Below are 15,422 nucleotides of genomic sequence, written 5' to 3'. Positions count from 1 at the left end.
GAAATACACCGTTGTTCGCGCCCGTCCCAACGCCCTCCGCGCACCACTGTCTGGTACGGCGCCTTACCACCTGGTACCAGTGTTGTGGTGACGGAAAGGTGTCCCATAGTCGATACACGTTCCGATTTGACATGCGACACGCTGCTCATGTGTCCCCCTTCGGTCTCATCAGAATTACAGTTCGATCAAACTGCAAATCTGTCCTAGCATCACCTCCGCTGAGTGGGTACGTCAAATAGTTGGAGCTAACAAATCTGTCACGCGAGGTGGACCGAGAAAGGCTCGCCTAACAATGACACAAATGAAGAACCCCGGGCTCGGGCCGTACCTGAGAGACTTGCGAATTTCCATGAACCTGAGTCGCATTGAAGTTTCGCGACGCACAGGGATAAAGCCCGACACCCTCGGCAAGATCGAGCAAGGCACGCTAGCCCTGTCGTTCGCGAACTTCGGGGCGATCGCTGACGCCCTGCACATCCCCGCGCGACATCGCATCGAGCTAACCCGACGAGCATGGCCACAGCTGTTCACCGACCCCGGCCAGAACACCCTGCCAGCAGAGGTCACCCCCGCCGACCAGGCACAGCTGGAGCTGATGAACATGCCGGCGGCGGTGTTCGACGCCAGCAGCTGGGACGTCATCGCTCTGAATCGCCACGCAGAGCGGGTGGCTCCCGGCCTTACAGCCGGGATGAACGGGGTGACCTGGCTGTTCAACGAGCCGGTGGCGCGCATCGTGATGGTGAACTGGCAGCGAAACACCCACTTGGCCGTGTCCTACCTGCTCGACAACGCTCCCGAGTGGGAGAACGCCGATGCGTTCACCCGGATCGAGAAGGCGTGCGAGCACGATCCCCACTGGTCACGGATGCTTTCCACCCCCGTGACGCCACCTCGCTCGGCAGCAGAGATGATCTCGCTTCGCGACGTCGACACCGGCGTAGTGACCGACTACCACCAGCGCTACTACCGGTCCGAGTCCACCTCGCGCCTGCATTGGCGGCTTGGAATCCTCACCCCAGCCGCAGGGCAGGAGGCGCACCCCGACAGCATCGAGGACTCCTCGTGAGCGGGAGCCTCAGTCCCCGGTTGCCACGCGAACCAGCTCCGCAACCCCTTCGGCGAAGTCGGTCCCGACGAAGATGTCCTCGCGACCTTCGGCGAAGTGGCAGGCGGTGAACATCCACGCCGAGGCACCCAGCTGCTGAAAGCTGCCGACAGGTCGGCCAGCGACGAGCACCAATGAGCGATGACCGTCGCTGATGATCTGATGGTTCCGATGCTGCATGTGCACCCCTCTTCGATCCTCAGTCAATGTACGACAGCGAGTGCTCAATGTCGTTGCGGCGCTGTTGAAGTGCCTCCACCCGCGCCTTCGCAGCGTCGTATTCGCGCTTGGCATCGACCAGTTCGACATCGACCTCGCGGCGCGCCTTGAGCAACATGACCACCAGCGATCGGCGGTCTCCGCGGGTCATCCGGCGGTAGTCGGAAATGATCGTTGCCACTGTTCTCCCTCAATCCATGGCGCGATGCCGTGCACAGAATACGCACACCACCCCCACCGGAAACAACACATGCATCACCGGACAGAATCTGCTGGCCGTTACACATGAGCCCTCCTTCCAATATGGGCAATACCTCTTTAGGCTTGCCTTAGGAGATCATTTCCATTTATTCTGAAACAGGTTCCACCCCGTAAACCCGCATAAATACGGGATCCCCGGTTAGGCGCGCCTTAGTTAAGCAAGGCTAATTCCTCCTTCCATTGTGGAATGACCATTGTTTGGCGTTTGCGATGCAAATCACAATAGGGGCAACTTGAAGCGCAAAACCGCATGTCAGAGGCCATTTTCCTGATCCATTCAGGAAATTCCCACCCAAAACCATGGGCTAGGTTAGGTTTGCCTGTCCATCAAAAAGGGAATGGACCCAGCAAAATAAGGCAAGCCTAAGTTGAAGCACGAAATGGGGCGGTACCTCCGGGGGCGTCGCGAGCTCCTCGGTCTCTCCCTGAAAGAGGCCGCAAGCAAAGCTGGCATCTCGCACGAGTACCTCGGCCGAGTTGAACGCGGCACCCAGCAGATCAAGCTCGACACCCTGTCCAACCTGTTCGACGCACTCGACGTCGACGAGCGAACGCGAGAGTTCCTGGTCAAACTCGCCCACCCAACACTCCTAGACTCAGCGCGCAAACGAGGACCACGGGACTACGGCACCGCGCACGCTCACGACATCATCGACCTCCAGACCAGCCCGCATCCTCATGCGCTGATGAAGTGGCCACTGTTCGACGTCGTGGCCTGCAACGACGCGTTCGAGGAGGCGTTCCCCGGGCTGACGGCCGGTGGCAACGTCGTCGAATGGGTCATGCTCGACCCTCGGGCGCCCCTAGCGCTTCCCGAGTGGGCCACATTCGCCCACGGCTTGGTCCACAGCGTGCGGTTTGCGGTGAAGCCGAACGGCGACGTCGCTCAAGGGTTCGCCAGGATCGTCGACCGGTGCGCCGCGGTCCCCAGATGGGAGCAGTTCTGGAACACCTTCCCGCCCGATCCCGGCGCGGACAGTGACGTGATCGCCCTGCGCTCAGCCTCTGGCGACCAGGCCCGGTACATCGTCCGCATCGACAAGCCAGAATTCCCGATCAATACCTGGCACCGCTACCGCCTCATCCCACTCCCAGACGACGTGGCAGTAGCAGCCTGACCTCGGCCCGCGGTGTTCGGGGACACCGCGCCAGGTAGCGCAGCCGAATCGACTTACATTGAGTGAGTGCATATTCCGGCGGGGCATCGTCCAGGGTCGTATGGATACGGATCCAGTGTGTGGCAGAGCTGGGCGTGATCGGCCCAGTCTGCCCGCAGGTAGCGCGCTAGGCATACCGCAGTCACGGACCGAGCGCCTGCGCGCTTTAACGCTAGCGATGCAGCCTGAACATTCGTGCCGGTTACCCAGGTGTCCTCCACCACCAGCACGTCAGCACCGTCCACCGTCTCCACGGACTGCGGATCAACCACAAACCGGTCGACGGTCAGCGTCCGGCCGTTTCCCATGTTGTTGGGCACAAGCTTGACGCGAGGCACCGAATCCAGGCCGGCTGTTGACACCATGAAGTCGGTGACCTTGGACAGCGGATGGGTAGCGTCAGGCCTTCTCAGCGAAGGGACGAAGGTCAGTCCACCCCAACCCGTGCCTCCGCCCAGAACCTGCCGGATACACCCGATGTGCTTAGCCGCAGCGGCGCCGACCATCACAGCGAGGTGTAGCAGCGATTCCGTCGCAGGTGGCGCGCCCTTGTATGCGTACAGATCATGGACAGGCTGCCGGAAGTCTTCGCGATACGCCTGGGCGTATGTCAGCGGCACGGCTTGATCGAGAAGCATGTCTCCGAACGAGTTCCGATGACCTGCGCAGCGATAACACAGCTCGTCACGTGCCGGTCCGCGGCACACCGCGCATACGCCCTCTATGTAGGTGTTCCGGTAGGTAGCGCTGAGGTTCTGCTCGATGTACAGCAGATAGGGGGCTATGTCATGAGGCGGCATCGGTCAGCCACTTCGACAGTGTCTGTCGCTGCCGCACGATTTGCTGCACCTGATGAATTGCGTCGTCAGGCGAGTCAGCCACCGACACACCCGGGCTTTCCAGCAGCTTGCGACCCCACGACGTGCCTTGCGCAACAGCCTTCGCCAGGATGACTGGGCGGCCGTGCTGGTTGGCCTCGCGCGCCTGGATGCGGGTGCCGGACTTCTCCCCAGCTTCCACGATCACCGTGACCAAGCCGATCGCGCTCATGGTCACGTTGCGCGCAGGAAACGACCACCTGGTCGGCGTGTACTCAGGTAGAAAATGCGTCAGCAGCATGCCACGGTCAGCGATTTCGGACTGCAATCGAGCGTTGGCCTTCGGATAAACGTGATCTAGGCCGTTGCCCAACACCGCAACAGTCCGGCCGCCTACAGCCAACGCTGCTTCGTGCGCTGCCGTGTCAACCCCGAGCGCAAGCCCGGCAATGACTGATAGTCCGCAATCCGCCGCGTTCTCTGCGACCCAGTGGGCATACTTGGCGCCCGCAGGCGACACATCCCGCGAGCCGACGACGCATACTCCCAACTCGTCGACCACTTGTTGGCCCTGTGTGAACACCACCGGCGGCAAGTTGCGAACCGACCGCAGTAAGCCCGGGTAGGACTCGTCCTGGAAGGTGTGCAACCGGTATCCCTTGCCCTCCCACACGGGAAGGTCACGCAGGGCTTGATCGAGCAGTTCTTGGTTCTCTCCAGGCCCAAGAAGGTCCGGCGGATTGAGCCTCTCCCACATCTCAAGAGCGCTGATACCGGCCTCGAAGATCTCCTCGGTCAGCTTCGCCCACTCAGCACGCTTCGGCTGCATCCGCATGAGCGCAATGAGCGCAGCGCGATCCTGATCTGCCCTGGTCGGCGACATAGCGACTCCTCTCACCCATGCACTATTGCACGGCGCGGCGACAGCTTCTGTCTGTACCACCATCAGCCTTCCATAATCCCGGTGACCAGCACCGAACATAGCGATCCTTCCTGCGGTGTGCCGTCGGCCGACCTCGTTGCCAAGGTCGGCCGACGGATGATGGCTAGGCAGCCTGGAGCGTGGCTGCCGACGCGGTGAAGAACAGTCCCAGCAGTTCGGCCAGTTCGACCACGCGGTCAGACGGGACCGACAACTTCACCTGCACCCCGCCGCGGCCGTGTGCCTCCGCCTGGACCTGGGGGGAGTAGAGCTGCGGCGTGCCGTGGCGTGAGTTGTCGGCCCACACGCGTGCCTCGACGGCGGGTCCGAGCGCGGCGGCAACGTCGTTCAACAGCTGCACCCACGCTGCGGCCTTCTCGTCCTTGGCTGCCTTGTTGGCGAGCGCCTCGGCGTGGACCTCGACGAACCGCTCGAGCAGGCGGCGCTGAACCTCGCGGGCGATCAGCGCGGGTCGCTTGGACTTGGCGATGTTGATGTCGTTCGGCCACTGGTTGTGCTTGACGTGGTCGTAGAGTCCGTCCTTGAGCCCCACGAACGTCCAACGGCCCGGCTGGGCCCACCCCCATTTTGCGTCCCCGTCGAGGACAACCACACGGGCGCCGGCCGTATTGACCAAGGCCATGTGCCTGCCCAGGCCGTACTCGATCGGCGTGGCGGTCCAATCTCCGGGCAGTTGCGCGGCGAGCTGGTCGGCGACGGCGCGCTGCTCGTTGCTGATCATGGTGTCTCCTCAAATGCGAACGACCAGCCGCGGCGGGCTGGTCGTTGATGGTCGGTGTGAAGTTGGGTCGGCGGATGCTTCGGCGCGCTAGTCCTGGTGCAGGAAGGCGTCGGCATCGGTTTCCAAGGGCTCGAACCCGGCGTCGGTCAGCTGTGTGCGCAGCTGCCGGATCGCGTCCTCGTTGGTTGCCGCGTCGATGAGAGCGACGGCTGCGACGCGGACGTTGAAAGTTGGCACTGCTCAGTCACCCTCTGGGCTGTGGGCGATGGCGAGGGCCAGCATGTCGGCGAGATGGGCGGCGCGCCTTGCTGGCACCTTCACGGTGAAGGTGACGTCGGAGCCGCGGAGTTTCACTGTGCCGCTGTCGAAGTGCACTTCGGGATAGTCCGGGTCATTGGAGGTGATGCGTCCGGCGAAGGCTTCCGCGACGACCTTGGTGAGGGTCAGTCGGTTGGCGCGGGCCGCTGTCTGCGCAGCCTGCGCCTGCTGGGCCATTTCCAACACATGCTGGTAGTTGGGCAGTAGTTTGCGGATCTCGCGCACCGCGACTCCGGGCCCGCGGTCTGCGGCCAGGGTGAACTGGCGCGGTCGCAGGTGATTGGGGATGAACTCGTCGACGGTGCTGTGCAGGCTGATCGCCACACGGCCGGTCATCGTCTTGCGGTGGTTCTGGTCTCCGTCGTAGATCGAGACGCGCTGCACGTCGGGCCCTTTGATCGTGCAGTTGTGGATGGTCACCTCACCAGCGGTCCATCCCAGCTCGGCTGCGACGGCGTGGACGTACTTCGCGAAGCTGCTGTTGCCCAAGGTTTCTCCTTATCGGTGGATTGATCGGCGGCGCAGCTACAAGCCCTCGGCGTGGGTGACCGCGTCGGCGAGGTACTGCTCCAGCTGTGCAGCACATGCCGGGCTGATCGGCGGCACGGCGCGTTCGACGAATTCGAGGTCGGCGTTGGCGTCGACGGCATACACCTCGGCTGGCACTGGTTGGCCGTTGATGAACAAGGCGGCCTCGAACAGCGTTCCTTCGTCGACGATCGCGATCTCGGCACTCGAGGCGGTCTCGCCGGTCGCGTCGAGGGCTGAGGTCGGGCATTCCCAGGGGCGCGAGTCAAGGAACCTCCGCAGCGCGGCAGTGAATGCCGGGCCCTTCTCGACGTCGACGACCAGACTGACCTTGAGGAAGAAGGCCCCGACGTCGAGTGGATCGCTGTCTGGATCTACGTTGTCGGCGCTCGTGCGGTTCACGAGCCGTACGTCGGCCGGCACTGTGCGTGCGATCGTCGGCCTTGTTCGCATGGCTTCAACACCCCAGCCTTCCAGGTGCTCTAGCGATGTTTCGGCAGCTTGGTACGCCTGGCCTGCCAGTTCCTGGATTCGTGCGTTCACCTTGTTCAGGTGGTCGAGCCGGGCGAGCAGTGGAACGATCGCGCGTCGCTGGATGTCCGCGAGGATGATTTTGTGGGACTTGGTTTTCGACACGCGCATGCGCCCCGACCGCAATGGCTTGTAGTCGTATCCGTCTCTGCCGACGGTTTCGAGCGGGATGACGATGAGCCGCCCCCGGTCGGCTGCGGGCTCGAACCTGCCGTCGCCGTCCACGAACCGCAGTCCGTGGCCGTGCTCGTGAACGGCGATGTACTCGGTTCCCTTGTCGCGGAGGTTGTAGCCGGGCAACTGATCGATCAGGTCACGGACGAGTCGGTCGAAGGCGATGTCGTTATTGGTGATCATGGGTGTCCTTTGTTCGATGGACGCCGTTGTGCCGTCGGCGCGTGATGGTGGGATGGTCAGTACCCGCCCTCGTACCGGTATCCGGCGAGGCCGGGCAGTGAGGCGGGTGCGTGGAGGACTTCGACTTCATAGACGGCGTAGTCGTCGTCGCGTCCAGTGCCGGTCAGGGTGAACAGCACTTCCTCGGCCCACTCCGGGAGGTCCTCGTTCGGGCAGGGAGGGTTCAGATAGACCAAGCAGGTGGTGTCGGTGCTGTAGCCGTCGCCGTAGGTGTTCTGGATGCGCATGCGGGTCGCCGCAAGGTTGGTCGGTGCCACCGAGGTCACCCTCTCGCCGGTGCTGCCGATGCGCCATCGCCGGTGCCGCAGTAGATGTCGTTGTGCTCGTGTATCCAGCTGTGTGGGCGGATCGGCTCTCTGCATATTTGGCACAGCCGATGCTGTTGGAGGGCGACGAGGAGTGCTTCGACCGATCCGTGCATGTTCTCCAGTTCGTTGAACCGCTTTTCGTCGTAGGAGCGGTAGTCGGGGTTCTGCTCGTCGAGGCTCTCGCCGAGCTTGTCGAGAGCGGTCAGGTGCTGCTGTACCCGGCCGATGAGGTCGGTGATGGTTTGACCTGTGGCGGAGTTCATCGGGCTTAGCTCCTGGTGGTCCAGTTGGTGGTGAGGGCCAGCACGCGCTCCTCGTCGACGCCGAGGGCGTGGGCGACCTCGGCGCTCGCTTCGACGGCGAGGTTGTAGACCTCCGGTGTTGCGTGGCCGGACGCGGCGGCATCGCATGCTGCGACGACGGCTTCCAGTGCGCTGATGGCTGGGTGTCCAACGGCAGCGAGGTAGTCCGCGGCTGTGTCGACGGCGGCCTCGTCGAGCGCTTCCGGTAGGGATCGGCGCAGGTCCGCGATAGTGCGGCGGATGACGGCGGGGCGGACCCTGCCGGTCATGTTCTGGGCCACGGTGTCCAGGATGTCGTTGAGCGGCAAGGTCTTTCCTCTGGATCGACTATGGAGCGTGGACAGTGATGGCCTCGATGGACATGACCTTGCGGTCGCTGCCGTCCGCGCAGTCGGGGTTGACCGCGTCGAAGAGGAGCGCGTCGATCGCCATGCTGTTGTTGAGGTCGTCGACGGTGACCTCGGCGTCGTCGCGGTCGATGCCGAGTTCCTCGAGCAGTACTCGCCACGGGATCTGCATCGCGTACTTGGTGGTTTCTGCGAAGACGATCCTGGCCGCCTTCTCAGCGGGCTGGGCGTGCTCGTTGGATCCTGGAACGTTGAACGCCCTGGCTGGTAGGTGTTCACACTGGTCCAGTTCCACTGGATGCAGCTCGCCGACTACAACCCATACGCCGTCGAGGTATTGCAGCGCGGCTGCGCCGTCGCGTAGCGGTACCAGCACGGCCCCCGGCGGCAGTCTGTCGGCTTCCCAGACCTGGGTGATGATCATCGTGGTCTCCTTCGGTTGGTGCAGGTCGAGATCGTGCACGTCATAGACCGGCGGTCTCGCCGTCATCGGATGTGTGGCCGGATTCCTTTGCTGCGGACCACATTTGGGCGGTGGCGCGCATTTCGGCCTTCTCGTACAGATCGACTAGCGGTGCGATCTCGGTCTGTGTGCACAGCTGGCCGACCTGTCCAGCGAGCCAGCCGTCGTTCCACGCGGCGAGGAACTGGGCAAGCGCGGCATCGAGGGTTGGTGATGGTGGGCGTAGCGGTTGGCCGTTCAGCTGCACCGTCGTGCGCTCGGCGTCGGCTGGCGTGATGTCGAATTCCACGCGCGGCGCCGACTCGGTGATCACGAGTTTGCTGGTGCGGCCGTCACGGTGACGAATCCTCACTGTGGTGCCGTTGATGGTGTCGACAACGACATGGATCATGGGGTTCCTCTTTCGGGCAGGACAGATAACCCCGCGGGCCAGTTCGGCCCGCGGGGTGGGTGGTGTGCGTGGGGCCTACTTCATGTAGGCGGTCAGCAGCGGTTCCATATGGCTCAGCTTGGTTTTCAGCGCCGCGTTCTCAGCCTCGAGGGTGGCCAGCCGGTCGAGATCTGCCTGCGAGACCGTCATTGTTCGCGATGACTTCGGTCCGGACTCCAGATCCTTGATCCGGGCGTCTCGCGCGGCGATCTGGTCCTTGAGCGCGCTGACCTGCTGTTCGAGGGTGGTGATCTCCTTCCGCAGGGGGCGGGCAACAGACTCGCCGAACGCGGTCAGGTCGACCTTGGGCGGCTCCTGCGGCGGCACGACCTTCAACCGCGGCTTGTTCGCGGTCGTCTTGGTCGCGGCCTTCTTCGTCGCGTGATACCAGCCGTAGATGGTGCCCTTCGCCGGGCCGTGCGGTGCGAGCAGGTCGGCGACTTCTTCGATCGCGACCATCACTTTCGTGCCGGCCTGGATGCGGTTGTTCAGTTCGTCGAGGGCCAGTTCCTTGATCGACGGGTCGAAGGCCACCGGGAAGCCGGAAGCTGGGGCGGTCATGATGTGCTCTCTTTCATTGCTGGAGTGGGCTGCCGCCGACAGACCTGTCGGCGGGTGGAGTGGCAGGTGGTGGTCAGTTCTCGTCGGGCTCGACGCCGCACTCGCGCAGGATCTTTCGGGCGGCCTCGGCGGATTGGCTGTCTGCGGGCGATTCCTTGAGGACTTGGCGGGCGAACCGAACGACGCCGGGGACGTGGGGTGTTATGTCGAGGTGTTCCATCAGTTGTCGTCCTCGTCGGTGTCGTCGTGGTCCTGGCTGTAGTAGTGCTCGAGGTCGCCGGTCATCCCCAGCAGTTCCTCGAAGGCCTCGAGCAGACCGTCCGGGATCTCGTCGGGGAGTTCCACTACGCCGGTTGTGCGGTAGCTACCGTCTACGGCGCAGTCATGGCGGCCGGCGTCGGCTTCGTCTTCGGTATCCCAGACGTGGAGGTACAACTCGTCGGAGGCTCCACCCTCCTGGATGTAGGCAAATGCCATGGTCAGGCGCCTTTCGGTCGTGTGAGGGCTCGCGCGGTGTCATTGGCGGGTTCGATGGCAGTGAAGGTCACGGCCAGGTCCTCGACGGCCACGCCGCGACGGCGGGCCAGAACGCGTCGCGCCGCTTCGGCGAGCGGAGTCTGATCGGTCTCGGCCAGGGTGAAGGTCACCGAGACTCCCGGCGCCGTCGCGATCCATCGCTCAGCCATGCGCACGCCCTGTCGACGCGGCCACCGGAGGCCCTCCAGCGACGGCGTAGTCGGTGGAGATCACCTCGGATTGCGATTCGCCGCGGTTGTTGACCAGGTCGGTCACCGCGAACACGCCAGCGTTGAGCAAGTCACTGAATGCTGTGGCCAGCGCGGCGTCCGGAAAGCGTTGGTAGGGAGCGCGTTTCCCGTGCGTCGTGAGCAGGTACACGACTTCGTCGCGGGTGTATGTGGAGTGGTAGTTGACCGTTTCGGTCAGCGTCACCTCGATCATGCGGGGTTCCCTGTCTGGTGGTGATGTCGGCTGGTCACTCGGGGCTGACGGTGTGCCCCACGGGTTCAGAACGGGGGCTCGTTGTCGGTCTGGGGGACGGTGGCCCGGTGGGGGCGGATGCGTTCGACGAACAGTTGCGCGCCGCTGCCAGGCCGATTGGCCATGTCTCGGATGTCGTCGGCAAGTTCGCACGTCGCCGAGTTGGGCACGAGGATCGTGATGCCACCGGACTTTCCGATGATGAACTTTTCGACCGTGTCGTCGGCTGGCTCGATCTGGAATCCAGCGCGCCCCAGTGCCCGCCGCACGTGGCCGCCGACCACGGGGTACCTGCCTGTTGTCCGCACCGAGTCCAGCGCTTGCCCGATCTGCTCGTCGATCTCGGCGACAGCTTCGACACCGTCGCGGATCTCCTCGAGTGCCAAGGTGTCCAGGCCCAGTTCCTCGTGCAGCTTGATCGACTTGTCGATGTCGCGGAGGAGTTCGTAGTCGGTCTTGAATCCGTCAGACATTGCTGGTTCCTTCGGTGAGCGCGGTGCCCGGCGCAGAGGTGGCGGGGGTGTCGATCAGCAGGTACTCGCACAGGCCGAGGCGGCGCACTTTGCGGACCAGCACGTCGGCGGGGTTGTGGAAGCGTTCGCGGAAGAACTCCGCTCGAGGTTCGGCAGCCTCGGCCGTGGGGAAGACGAGATAGGCGCTGTAGCGGCTGCCGATGACGGTGAGGTATTCGCCGAGGTCGGTCGTGCCGACTGCCCAGCCCTCGTTCAGCACCGTGTCGTGACGAAGAGGCTTGCCGCTCACAACGTCACCGCCGCGCCGAGGAACTTCGGGACTCGTTTGCCCTGCCAGACAACGACAGCGGCGTCGTCAGGGCCGGTGATCATGAGGATTCGGTGCTGGGTTCCGGGACCGGCTTTGACGCGCTGGCAGGCCTTGTCCAAGGTGGCCAGGTCGGCACCGTGGGATGTGCGCCATTCGCCGCCGGTGTCGTGCTGCACACGGAAGCGCACCTGGTCGATGTTGCTCAATGTGATTCCTTTTCTCGGAGGGGTTTTCAGGAGGCTCCGTGGCGCCGGGCGAATCCTGCCCGGCGCCGCGAAACGAGGAACATGGGGTGTAAACCCACAGGTCACACAGTTGCCAGATGGGCCGAACCGTCAGCGATCAACTGATCGAGATACTGGCGCGCCACCGCGTTGCGGTACTCGAAGAACAGGTCGAAGGCTTCCTGCTCGGTCAGTCCGAGTTCCATCTGTGCGAATTCGGCGATATCGACGGCCCCGTCGGCGGTGGCTACGCAGCAGCCGCAATAGTCGAAGCGTGCGCCGGGGGTCAGCGCTACGACGATCCCCGCAATGCAGTGCTCCGCACCGGCTTCGGTCTCGGCGGTGTAGGTGGCCTGGTTATGCAGGCCCGGGTTCTGCTGGATCCAGGCAGAAACGCTCTGGGCGAGATCGAGCTGCTGAGGCGTGGTGATGGGCATGATTGGCCGCTTTCGTGTGTGTCAGGAGTTGGACAGGACCAGGTCGAGCAGACGCAAGGTCTTCTCGTCGGACTTGGCCTGCTCGCCGTCGATCGCTCGAGTGGTGTTGCGCTCTCCGCGGGTGATGCCGCCGCGCAGGCTGGCCTCGTGGTGGTCGTAGGTGTTGGTGGCCTGGAGCACGCCCCACGCGGTGCCAGCCCACGGTGCGACTCGCCGGTCGTTGCGGTACAGGCTGGTGAGCTTTTCGCGGCGGTTCTCCGCCAGCGTCTTCGCCCGGCCCTCTTCGCCCGGGAACGGCGCGATCTCGCCGAGGAAGGCCTGCCACTGACGCTCGGTCACCGACGTCTCGCACAGCCGCTTGATCTCTTCGGCGAACGAGTCGGCACTTTCGATGATCAGGTTGAGGGCCTGGCGGGCGTCCTCGAGCTTGGTGCTCATCGACTTCGACGAGCGGCGCACCTTGTACTGCTGGCCGGTGCGCGACATATCCTTGCGAGCCAGGCTCAAGGTGTTGTCGCAGACCACGACCGTGTTTCCGCGGCCGTAGGTGGTGGCCATGCTGCTGTCGTGGGAGGAGTAGGCGGTGATGTGGGAGCGGTAGGCCACGCCCTCGGGGGTCTTGAAGGTCTCGTGCGGTTCGAGCTGAACCCACGCCTGGGCGCCGCCGCGCAGCACTCCTGCCGAACCGATGCCCAGCGAGTCGGTGGTAACCGCCAGGCCGTCGGCGGTGACCAGGTGAGCGAGGTTGTCGAGCAGCCATTCCGAGTACTGGTGGATGCTGTCGGTCTTGTAGACGCCGAAGATCTGGCCGGTGACCGGGTGATAGGTCACGTTGCGGGTCTCGTCGACGATCTCTCGCATCAGCGTGCCGTCATCGCCGATGGTGGTGAAGTTCTCGGTGTCGGCGGGGACCTGGATGCGCAGCTTGGTGTTCTGGGCATCCCAGTTGAACAGGCGCCGAACGACATCCGCGACCGGCACGAAGCCGGGGTAGTGGTTGGTTTCCTCGCCCTGCTCCTCGGCGCGGTAGTGCCAGGCGTTGCCGCGCTCGGCGGTCATGCCGATCAGGGTGTTGGTGTTGAGCCACTGCGAGGTTTCCTGGGACATGCGGGGTGCTCCTTGCATGGTTGGGAGACCGTCCAGCTGATGCCGGACGGCCTGTTGAAAGGTGTTGGGAGGTAGAGGGTTTAGCGGGTTAGCGGTGCGGCAGGAGCGCGAGCCGTTCTGCGGCTTGGGCCCTGGCTGCGGCGGCGGCGATCTCGCGCCGCTTGCAGCGGGCGACGGCCTTGTTGATGGCTTTGACGGTGGCGTCGAGGATTGTGGTGTCGTCGACGCCTCGGCTGCGCGCTTGCGTCACCTCGTGGGTGAGGCTGACGATGTCGATGCGGAAGGCTTCACACCGCTCGGCGCGGTTGGCGGTCAGGATTTCCCCGACCAGATTCGAGCTGACCTTGCTGCGGATCTCTGGATCCTCGAGCGTCAGTCCGGCGGCGGTGATGTAGTCGATCAACGCGGCGCTGCGGGCGATCTCGGCGTAGAGCTGCCGCTCGGTATTGGTCGCCTGCCGCTCGAGGACGCCGACCTGGTTGACGTACCAGTCGTGGTCGCGATAGGTCACTCGCGCACGTCCGTGTAAACCCAGGCCATCAGGTACAGGCACGCGACGTCGCTGTCGACCTCGGCATTGAAGTCGCGGTCGACGCTGCCGAGGACATGAGGCAGGTCGACTCGGCGGTGGGTCAGGTACTTGAGGGTGCAGGTGAGGAAGTCTGCGATCTGGCTGTCGTCCCAGATCAGCTCGCCCTCGACCTCGATGTCGGTCGGTTCGCCGTGGTGGGCAGCGAAGGCCTTCATAGCGGCGATGGCGGCGGCCTGACAGTTGTCGCCGACGATGGCGGGAGCGGAATCATTCATTTTTCTGTTCCTTTCTTGGTCGAGTTTCGGTCACACAAAGAGGGCTTCGCAAAGCCCGAACATTTCCTGATAGCCGGTGACGAAGTCGGGAAAGTCGCTCTGCCCGCTCCACGTCTCCCAGCCGAGGAAGAAGTTGCCCGTGACCTGCACGAATCTCAGATAGTCGGCGTAGTTTTCGTCCACTGAATCCCCCGGGAGTGACGGATTGTTGAATCGTTCGGTGAAGCTACCGGGAGTCCCCGACCGGGGAACGCGGGGTGTAAATCCAGCCCCGCCAGGAAATGGGACTCAAAATTCGTTCGGAGAATCAGAAAAGGGCGTACTGCGCGGCAGGTTCACGCGTCAGCAGTTGCGGCCCAGCCGCCGCGGGCTCGCGCGCGCCCGTCGGGGGCCAACTGATCTCGCGGTGACGGCGGACGTCGACGACGCGGGCGCCCTTGTTCGGCAGGCCCTCGGTGTCGGGATCGAGGACCCAGACGGTGTCCTCCAGCGGGCCGGGGTACCAGGTTTGGCAGCGCAGCCGGCCGCCTGGACGGGATGGGTCGGTGTGGTCGATCGCGTCGAACTCGATCAGGCGATTTCTCACCCGACCACCGCCGAGGCTCGCTTGCTCGCTACTCGCAGCCATGCTCGCAGTGCAGCGATCCGGGCCGGGTCGGCGGCAAACTCCATTCCGGTCAGGTCGACTCGGGCGGGGTCGAACGACTCGCCCAGTGCCATCGCCAGTAGCGCGGCGTCGCCGTCGCTCCACAGCGCTTGTGCCAGGGCGCGGGCCACACTGTCGCCGACGGGCACGCCGGCCTCTGCGTGCAGCGCGACCTCGCGCTGCACCTGCTCGGGACGAGCGACACGCTCGATGAACATGAGAAACACCTCCAGAAGTGCCCTGCGGGGCAATGAAAAAGCCCCACCGCTGTGAAGTGCGGTGGGGCGGTTGATGAGTCGGGGGTCAGCTGGGCTGGACGGCCCATTTGATGCAGCCGTCGTTGTGCGACAGCCACAGTTGGATGGGGCGGCCTTTTCGGTCGATGAACTCGAGGACGGTGGACCCGCCGTCGAGGTGGTCGGTGCCGTGCATCGCCTTCGACAGCAGGCCGACAGCGGTGTCGAGCATGGCGTCCACATTCGGAGTCCAGGCGTCGGCGGCTTGTCTGGCCTGGTCGAGCATGTAGTCACGCTCAGGTTCGGTCATGTAGTAGCCCCAGCAGGATTCGATCTCGTCTCCGTCTGGGCTCTCGACGATCCAGCCGCCGCAATTACCCTCTCGCCAGGCGTTGAAGATCTCCATGTCGTTGGAGAGATCCTCGGCGTCGCCTCGGGTGAAGAACAGCTCCGAGCGGCCGTCTCCGTCGACGGTCAGGTGGTGTACGGCCTTTAGCCAGCGCGCCACAATGCGGTAGTCGGTGCGGCGCAGGGCCTCTTGCACCTGCGTGGCGGTCACGGGGATCTCGTCGTCCTTGGACTCGTAGAGGTCGTAGTGTCCCCACCCTTGGCCGATGACTGCTGACATGTGGATGTAGTCGCCGTCGTCATACGGGGAGCTGCACGTGTCATCGTGCTCGAAGTGGATTCGTGTGCCGTTCTCCCGGGTTTCGATCAGTTCTCGCATGGCCTGTTGCTCCCGGTGACGTGG

The 15,422-nt window shown here is 64.0% G+C and carries 31 protein-coding genes; 2 read left to right on the top strand and 29 right to left on the bottom strand.

Features of this window, described 5'->3' with window-relative positions; translation table 11 throughout:
* Nucleotides 1-301 precede the first annotated feature (301 nt).
* Nucleotides 302-1,069: a helix-turn-helix domain-containing protein gene (locus NV348_RS25000; protein ID WP_447149025.1), complete on the top strand. Its 768-nt coding sequence runs from the start codon at nucleotides 302-304 to the stop codon at nucleotides 1,067-1,069.
* Nucleotides 1,070-1,078: 9 nt separating this feature from the next.
* Here the strand turns inward: NV348_RS25000 and NV348_RS24995 are convergent, their stop codons facing one another.
* Both NV348_RS24995 and NV348_RS24990 read right to left on the bottom strand, forming a co-directional pair.
* Nucleotides 1,079-1,288 (bottom strand): hypothetical protein, encoded by a 210-nt coding sequence (locus NV348_RS24995; protein ID WP_447149024.1) that lies wholly within the window; start codon nucleotides 1,286-1,288, stop codon nucleotides 1,079-1,081.
* 19 nt (nucleotides 1,289-1,307) lie between these two features.
* The gene (locus NV348_RS24990; protein WP_447149023.1) at nucleotides 1,308-1,508 is read right to left on the bottom strand and encodes a hypothetical protein; all 201 of its coding nucleotides are present in this window, start codon (nucleotides 1,506-1,508) and stop codon (nucleotides 1,308-1,310) included.
* Between the two features lie 460 nt (nucleotides 1,509-1,968).
* Here NV348_RS24990 and NV348_RS24985 point away from each other — a divergent pair, with 460 nt between their 5' ends.
* Nucleotides 1,969-2,706: a helix-turn-helix domain-containing protein gene (locus tag NV348_RS24985; protein WP_447149022.1), complete on the top strand. Its 738-nt coding sequence runs from the start codon at nucleotides 1,969-1,971 to the stop codon at nucleotides 2,704-2,706.
* A gap of 53 nt (nucleotides 2,707-2,759) precedes the next feature.
* On the opposite strand, the gene NV348_RS24980 is transcribed toward NV348_RS24985, so the two are convergent.
* The 27 genes from NV348_RS24980 to NV348_RS24850 form a co-directional block, all read right to left on the bottom strand.
* Nucleotides 2,760-3,383, bottom strand: a complete 624-nt coding sequence (locus NV348_RS24980) for a hypothetical protein (RefSeq protein ID WP_447149021.1) — start codon at nucleotides 3,381-3,383, stop codon at nucleotides 2,760-2,762.
* Between the two features lie 148 nt (nucleotides 3,384-3,531).
* Nucleotides 3,532-4,446 carry a DNA-processing protein DprA gene (locus NV348_RS24975; protein ID WP_447149020.1) on the bottom strand — a complete coding sequence of 305 codons (915 nt, stop codon included), beginning with the start codon at nucleotides 4,444-4,446 and terminating at the stop codon, nucleotides 3,532-3,534.
* 163 nt (nucleotides 4,447-4,609) lie between these two features.
* On the bottom strand, nucleotides 4,610-5,227 hold the full coding sequence (locus tag NV348_RS24970) for a hypothetical protein (protein ID WP_447149019.1): 618 nt from the start codon (nucleotides 5,225-5,227) through the stop codon (nucleotides 4,610-4,612).
* 87 nt (nucleotides 5,228-5,314) lie between these two features.
* Nucleotides 5,315-5,464, bottom strand: coding sequence for a hypothetical protein (locus tag NV348_RS24965; RefSeq protein WP_447149018.1), 150 nt, complete (start codon nucleotides 5,462-5,464; stop codon nucleotides 5,315-5,317).
* A gap of 3 nt (nucleotides 5,465-5,467) precedes the next feature.
* Entirely contained in the window at nucleotides 5,468-6,034 is a 567-nt protein-coding gene (locus tag NV348_RS24960; protein ID WP_447149017.1) for a hypothetical protein, read from the bottom strand.
* 36 nt (nucleotides 6,035-6,070) lie between these two features.
* Nucleotides 6,071-6,961, bottom strand: a complete 891-nt coding sequence (locus NV348_RS24955) for a hypothetical protein (protein WP_447149016.1) — start codon at nucleotides 6,959-6,961, stop codon at nucleotides 6,071-6,073.
* 56 nt (nucleotides 6,962-7,017) lie between these two features.
* Nucleotides 7,018-7,278 (bottom strand): hypothetical protein, encoded by a 261-nt coding sequence (locus tag NV348_RS24950; protein WP_447149015.1) that lies wholly within the window; start codon nucleotides 7,276-7,278, stop codon nucleotides 7,018-7,020.
* A 5-nt stretch (nucleotides 7,279-7,283) separates the two neighbouring features.
* Nucleotides 7,284-7,592: a hypothetical protein gene (locus tag NV348_RS24945; RefSeq protein WP_447149014.1), complete on the bottom strand. Its 309-nt coding sequence runs from the start codon at nucleotides 7,590-7,592 to the stop codon at nucleotides 7,284-7,286.
* Nucleotides 7,593-7,597: 5 nt separating this feature from the next.
* A complete protein-coding gene (locus NV348_RS24940; RefSeq protein ID WP_447149013.1) occupies nucleotides 7,598-7,939 on the bottom strand; it encodes a hypothetical protein in 342 nt (113 codons plus the stop codon).
* A gap of 19 nt (nucleotides 7,940-7,958) precedes the next feature.
* Nucleotides 7,959-8,402, bottom strand: a complete 444-nt coding sequence (locus NV348_RS24935; RefSeq protein ID WP_447149012.1) for a hypothetical protein — start codon at nucleotides 8,400-8,402, stop codon at nucleotides 7,959-7,961.
* 40 nt (nucleotides 8,403-8,442) lie between these two features.
* The gene (locus NV348_RS24930; protein ID WP_447149011.1) at nucleotides 8,443-8,832 is read right to left on the bottom strand and encodes a hypothetical protein; all 390 of its coding nucleotides are present in this window, start codon (nucleotides 8,830-8,832) and stop codon (nucleotides 8,443-8,445) included.
* Nucleotides 8,833-8,907: 75 nt separating this feature from the next.
* The gene (locus tag NV348_RS24925; protein WP_447149010.1) at nucleotides 8,908-9,432 is read right to left on the bottom strand and encodes a hypothetical protein; all 525 of its coding nucleotides are present in this window, start codon (nucleotides 9,430-9,432) and stop codon (nucleotides 8,908-8,910) included.
* Nucleotides 9,433-9,505: 73 nt separating this feature from the next.
* Nucleotides 9,506-9,652 carry a hypothetical protein gene (locus NV348_RS24920; protein ID WP_447149009.1) on the bottom strand — a complete coding sequence of 49 codons (147 nt, stop codon included), beginning with the start codon at nucleotides 9,650-9,652 and terminating at the stop codon, nucleotides 9,506-9,508.
* Entirely contained in the window at nucleotides 9,652-9,909 is a 258-nt protein-coding gene (locus NV348_RS24915; RefSeq protein WP_447149008.1) for a hypothetical protein, read from the bottom strand. The genes NV348_RS24920 and NV348_RS24915 overlap by 1 nt, the downstream gene beginning before the upstream one ends.
* A 2-nt stretch (nucleotides 9,910-9,911) precedes the next feature.
* Entirely contained in the window at nucleotides 9,912-10,118 is a 207-nt protein-coding gene (locus NV348_RS24910) for a hypothetical protein (protein ID WP_447149007.1), read from the bottom strand.
* On the bottom strand, nucleotides 10,111-10,392 hold the full coding sequence (locus NV348_RS24905; RefSeq protein ID WP_447149006.1) for a hypothetical protein: 282 nt from the start codon (nucleotides 10,390-10,392) through the stop codon (nucleotides 10,111-10,113). The genes NV348_RS24910 and NV348_RS24905 overlap by 8 nt, the downstream gene beginning before the upstream one ends.
* 65 nt (nucleotides 10,393-10,457) lie before the next feature.
* Complete coding sequence (locus NV348_RS24900; RefSeq protein ID WP_447149005.1) at nucleotides 10,458-10,904, bottom strand: hypothetical protein; 447 nt, start codon at nucleotides 10,902-10,904, stop codon at nucleotides 10,458-10,460.
* Nucleotides 10,897-11,193 (bottom strand): hypothetical protein, encoded by a 297-nt coding sequence (locus NV348_RS24895; RefSeq protein ID WP_447149004.1) that lies wholly within the window; start codon nucleotides 11,191-11,193, stop codon nucleotides 10,897-10,899. The genes NV348_RS24900 and NV348_RS24895 overlap by 8 nt, the downstream gene beginning before the upstream one ends.
* Nucleotides 11,190-11,420 carry a hypothetical protein gene (locus tag NV348_RS24890; protein ID WP_447149003.1) on the bottom strand — a complete coding sequence of 77 codons (231 nt, stop codon included), beginning with the start codon at nucleotides 11,418-11,420 and terminating at the stop codon, nucleotides 11,190-11,192. Before NV348_RS24890 ends, NV348_RS24895 begins: the two co-directional genes overlap by 4 nt.
* A 101-nt stretch (nucleotides 11,421-11,521) precedes the next feature.
* Entirely contained in the window at nucleotides 11,522-11,875 is a 354-nt protein-coding gene (locus NV348_RS24885) for a hypothetical protein (protein WP_447149002.1), read from the bottom strand.
* A 21-nt stretch (nucleotides 11,876-11,896) separates the two neighbouring features.
* A complete protein-coding gene (locus NV348_RS24880; protein WP_447149001.1) occupies nucleotides 11,897-12,982 on the bottom strand; it encodes a DUF932 domain-containing protein in 1,086 nt (361 codons plus the stop codon).
* Nucleotides 12,983-13,070: 88 nt separating this feature from the next.
* Nucleotides 13,071-13,493 carry a hypothetical protein gene (locus tag NV348_RS24875; protein WP_447149000.1) on the bottom strand — a complete coding sequence of 141 codons (423 nt, stop codon included), beginning with the start codon at nucleotides 13,491-13,493 and terminating at the stop codon, nucleotides 13,071-13,073.
* Complete coding sequence (locus NV348_RS24870) at nucleotides 13,490-13,789, bottom strand: hypothetical protein (RefSeq protein ID WP_447148999.1); 300 nt, start codon at nucleotides 13,787-13,789, stop codon at nucleotides 13,490-13,492. The genes NV348_RS24875 and NV348_RS24870 overlap by 4 nt, the downstream gene beginning before the upstream one ends.
* 30 nt (nucleotides 13,790-13,819) lie before the next feature.
* Entirely contained in the window at nucleotides 13,820-13,972 is a 153-nt protein-coding gene (locus NV348_RS24865; protein ID WP_447148998.1) for a hypothetical protein, read from the bottom strand.
* 124 nt (nucleotides 13,973-14,096) lie between these two features.
* Complete coding sequence (locus tag NV348_RS24860) at nucleotides 14,097-14,375, bottom strand: hypothetical protein (RefSeq protein ID WP_447148997.1); 279 nt, start codon at nucleotides 14,373-14,375, stop codon at nucleotides 14,097-14,099.
* Nucleotides 14,372-14,653 carry a hypothetical protein gene (locus NV348_RS24855; protein WP_447148996.1) on the bottom strand — a complete coding sequence of 94 codons (282 nt, stop codon included), beginning with the start codon at nucleotides 14,651-14,653 and terminating at the stop codon, nucleotides 14,372-14,374. The genes NV348_RS24860 and NV348_RS24855 overlap by 4 nt, the downstream gene beginning before the upstream one ends.
* An 85-nt stretch (nucleotides 14,654-14,738) precedes the next feature.
* On the bottom strand, nucleotides 14,739-15,398 hold the full coding sequence (locus NV348_RS24850) for a hypothetical protein (protein ID WP_447148995.1): 660 nt from the start codon (nucleotides 15,396-15,398) through the stop codon (nucleotides 14,739-14,741).
* Nucleotides 15,399-15,422 lie beyond the last annotated feature (24 nt).

Source organism: Nocardia fodinahabitans, assembly GCF_052983615.1.
This window is presented reverse-complemented; position numbering and strand designations above follow the sequence as displayed.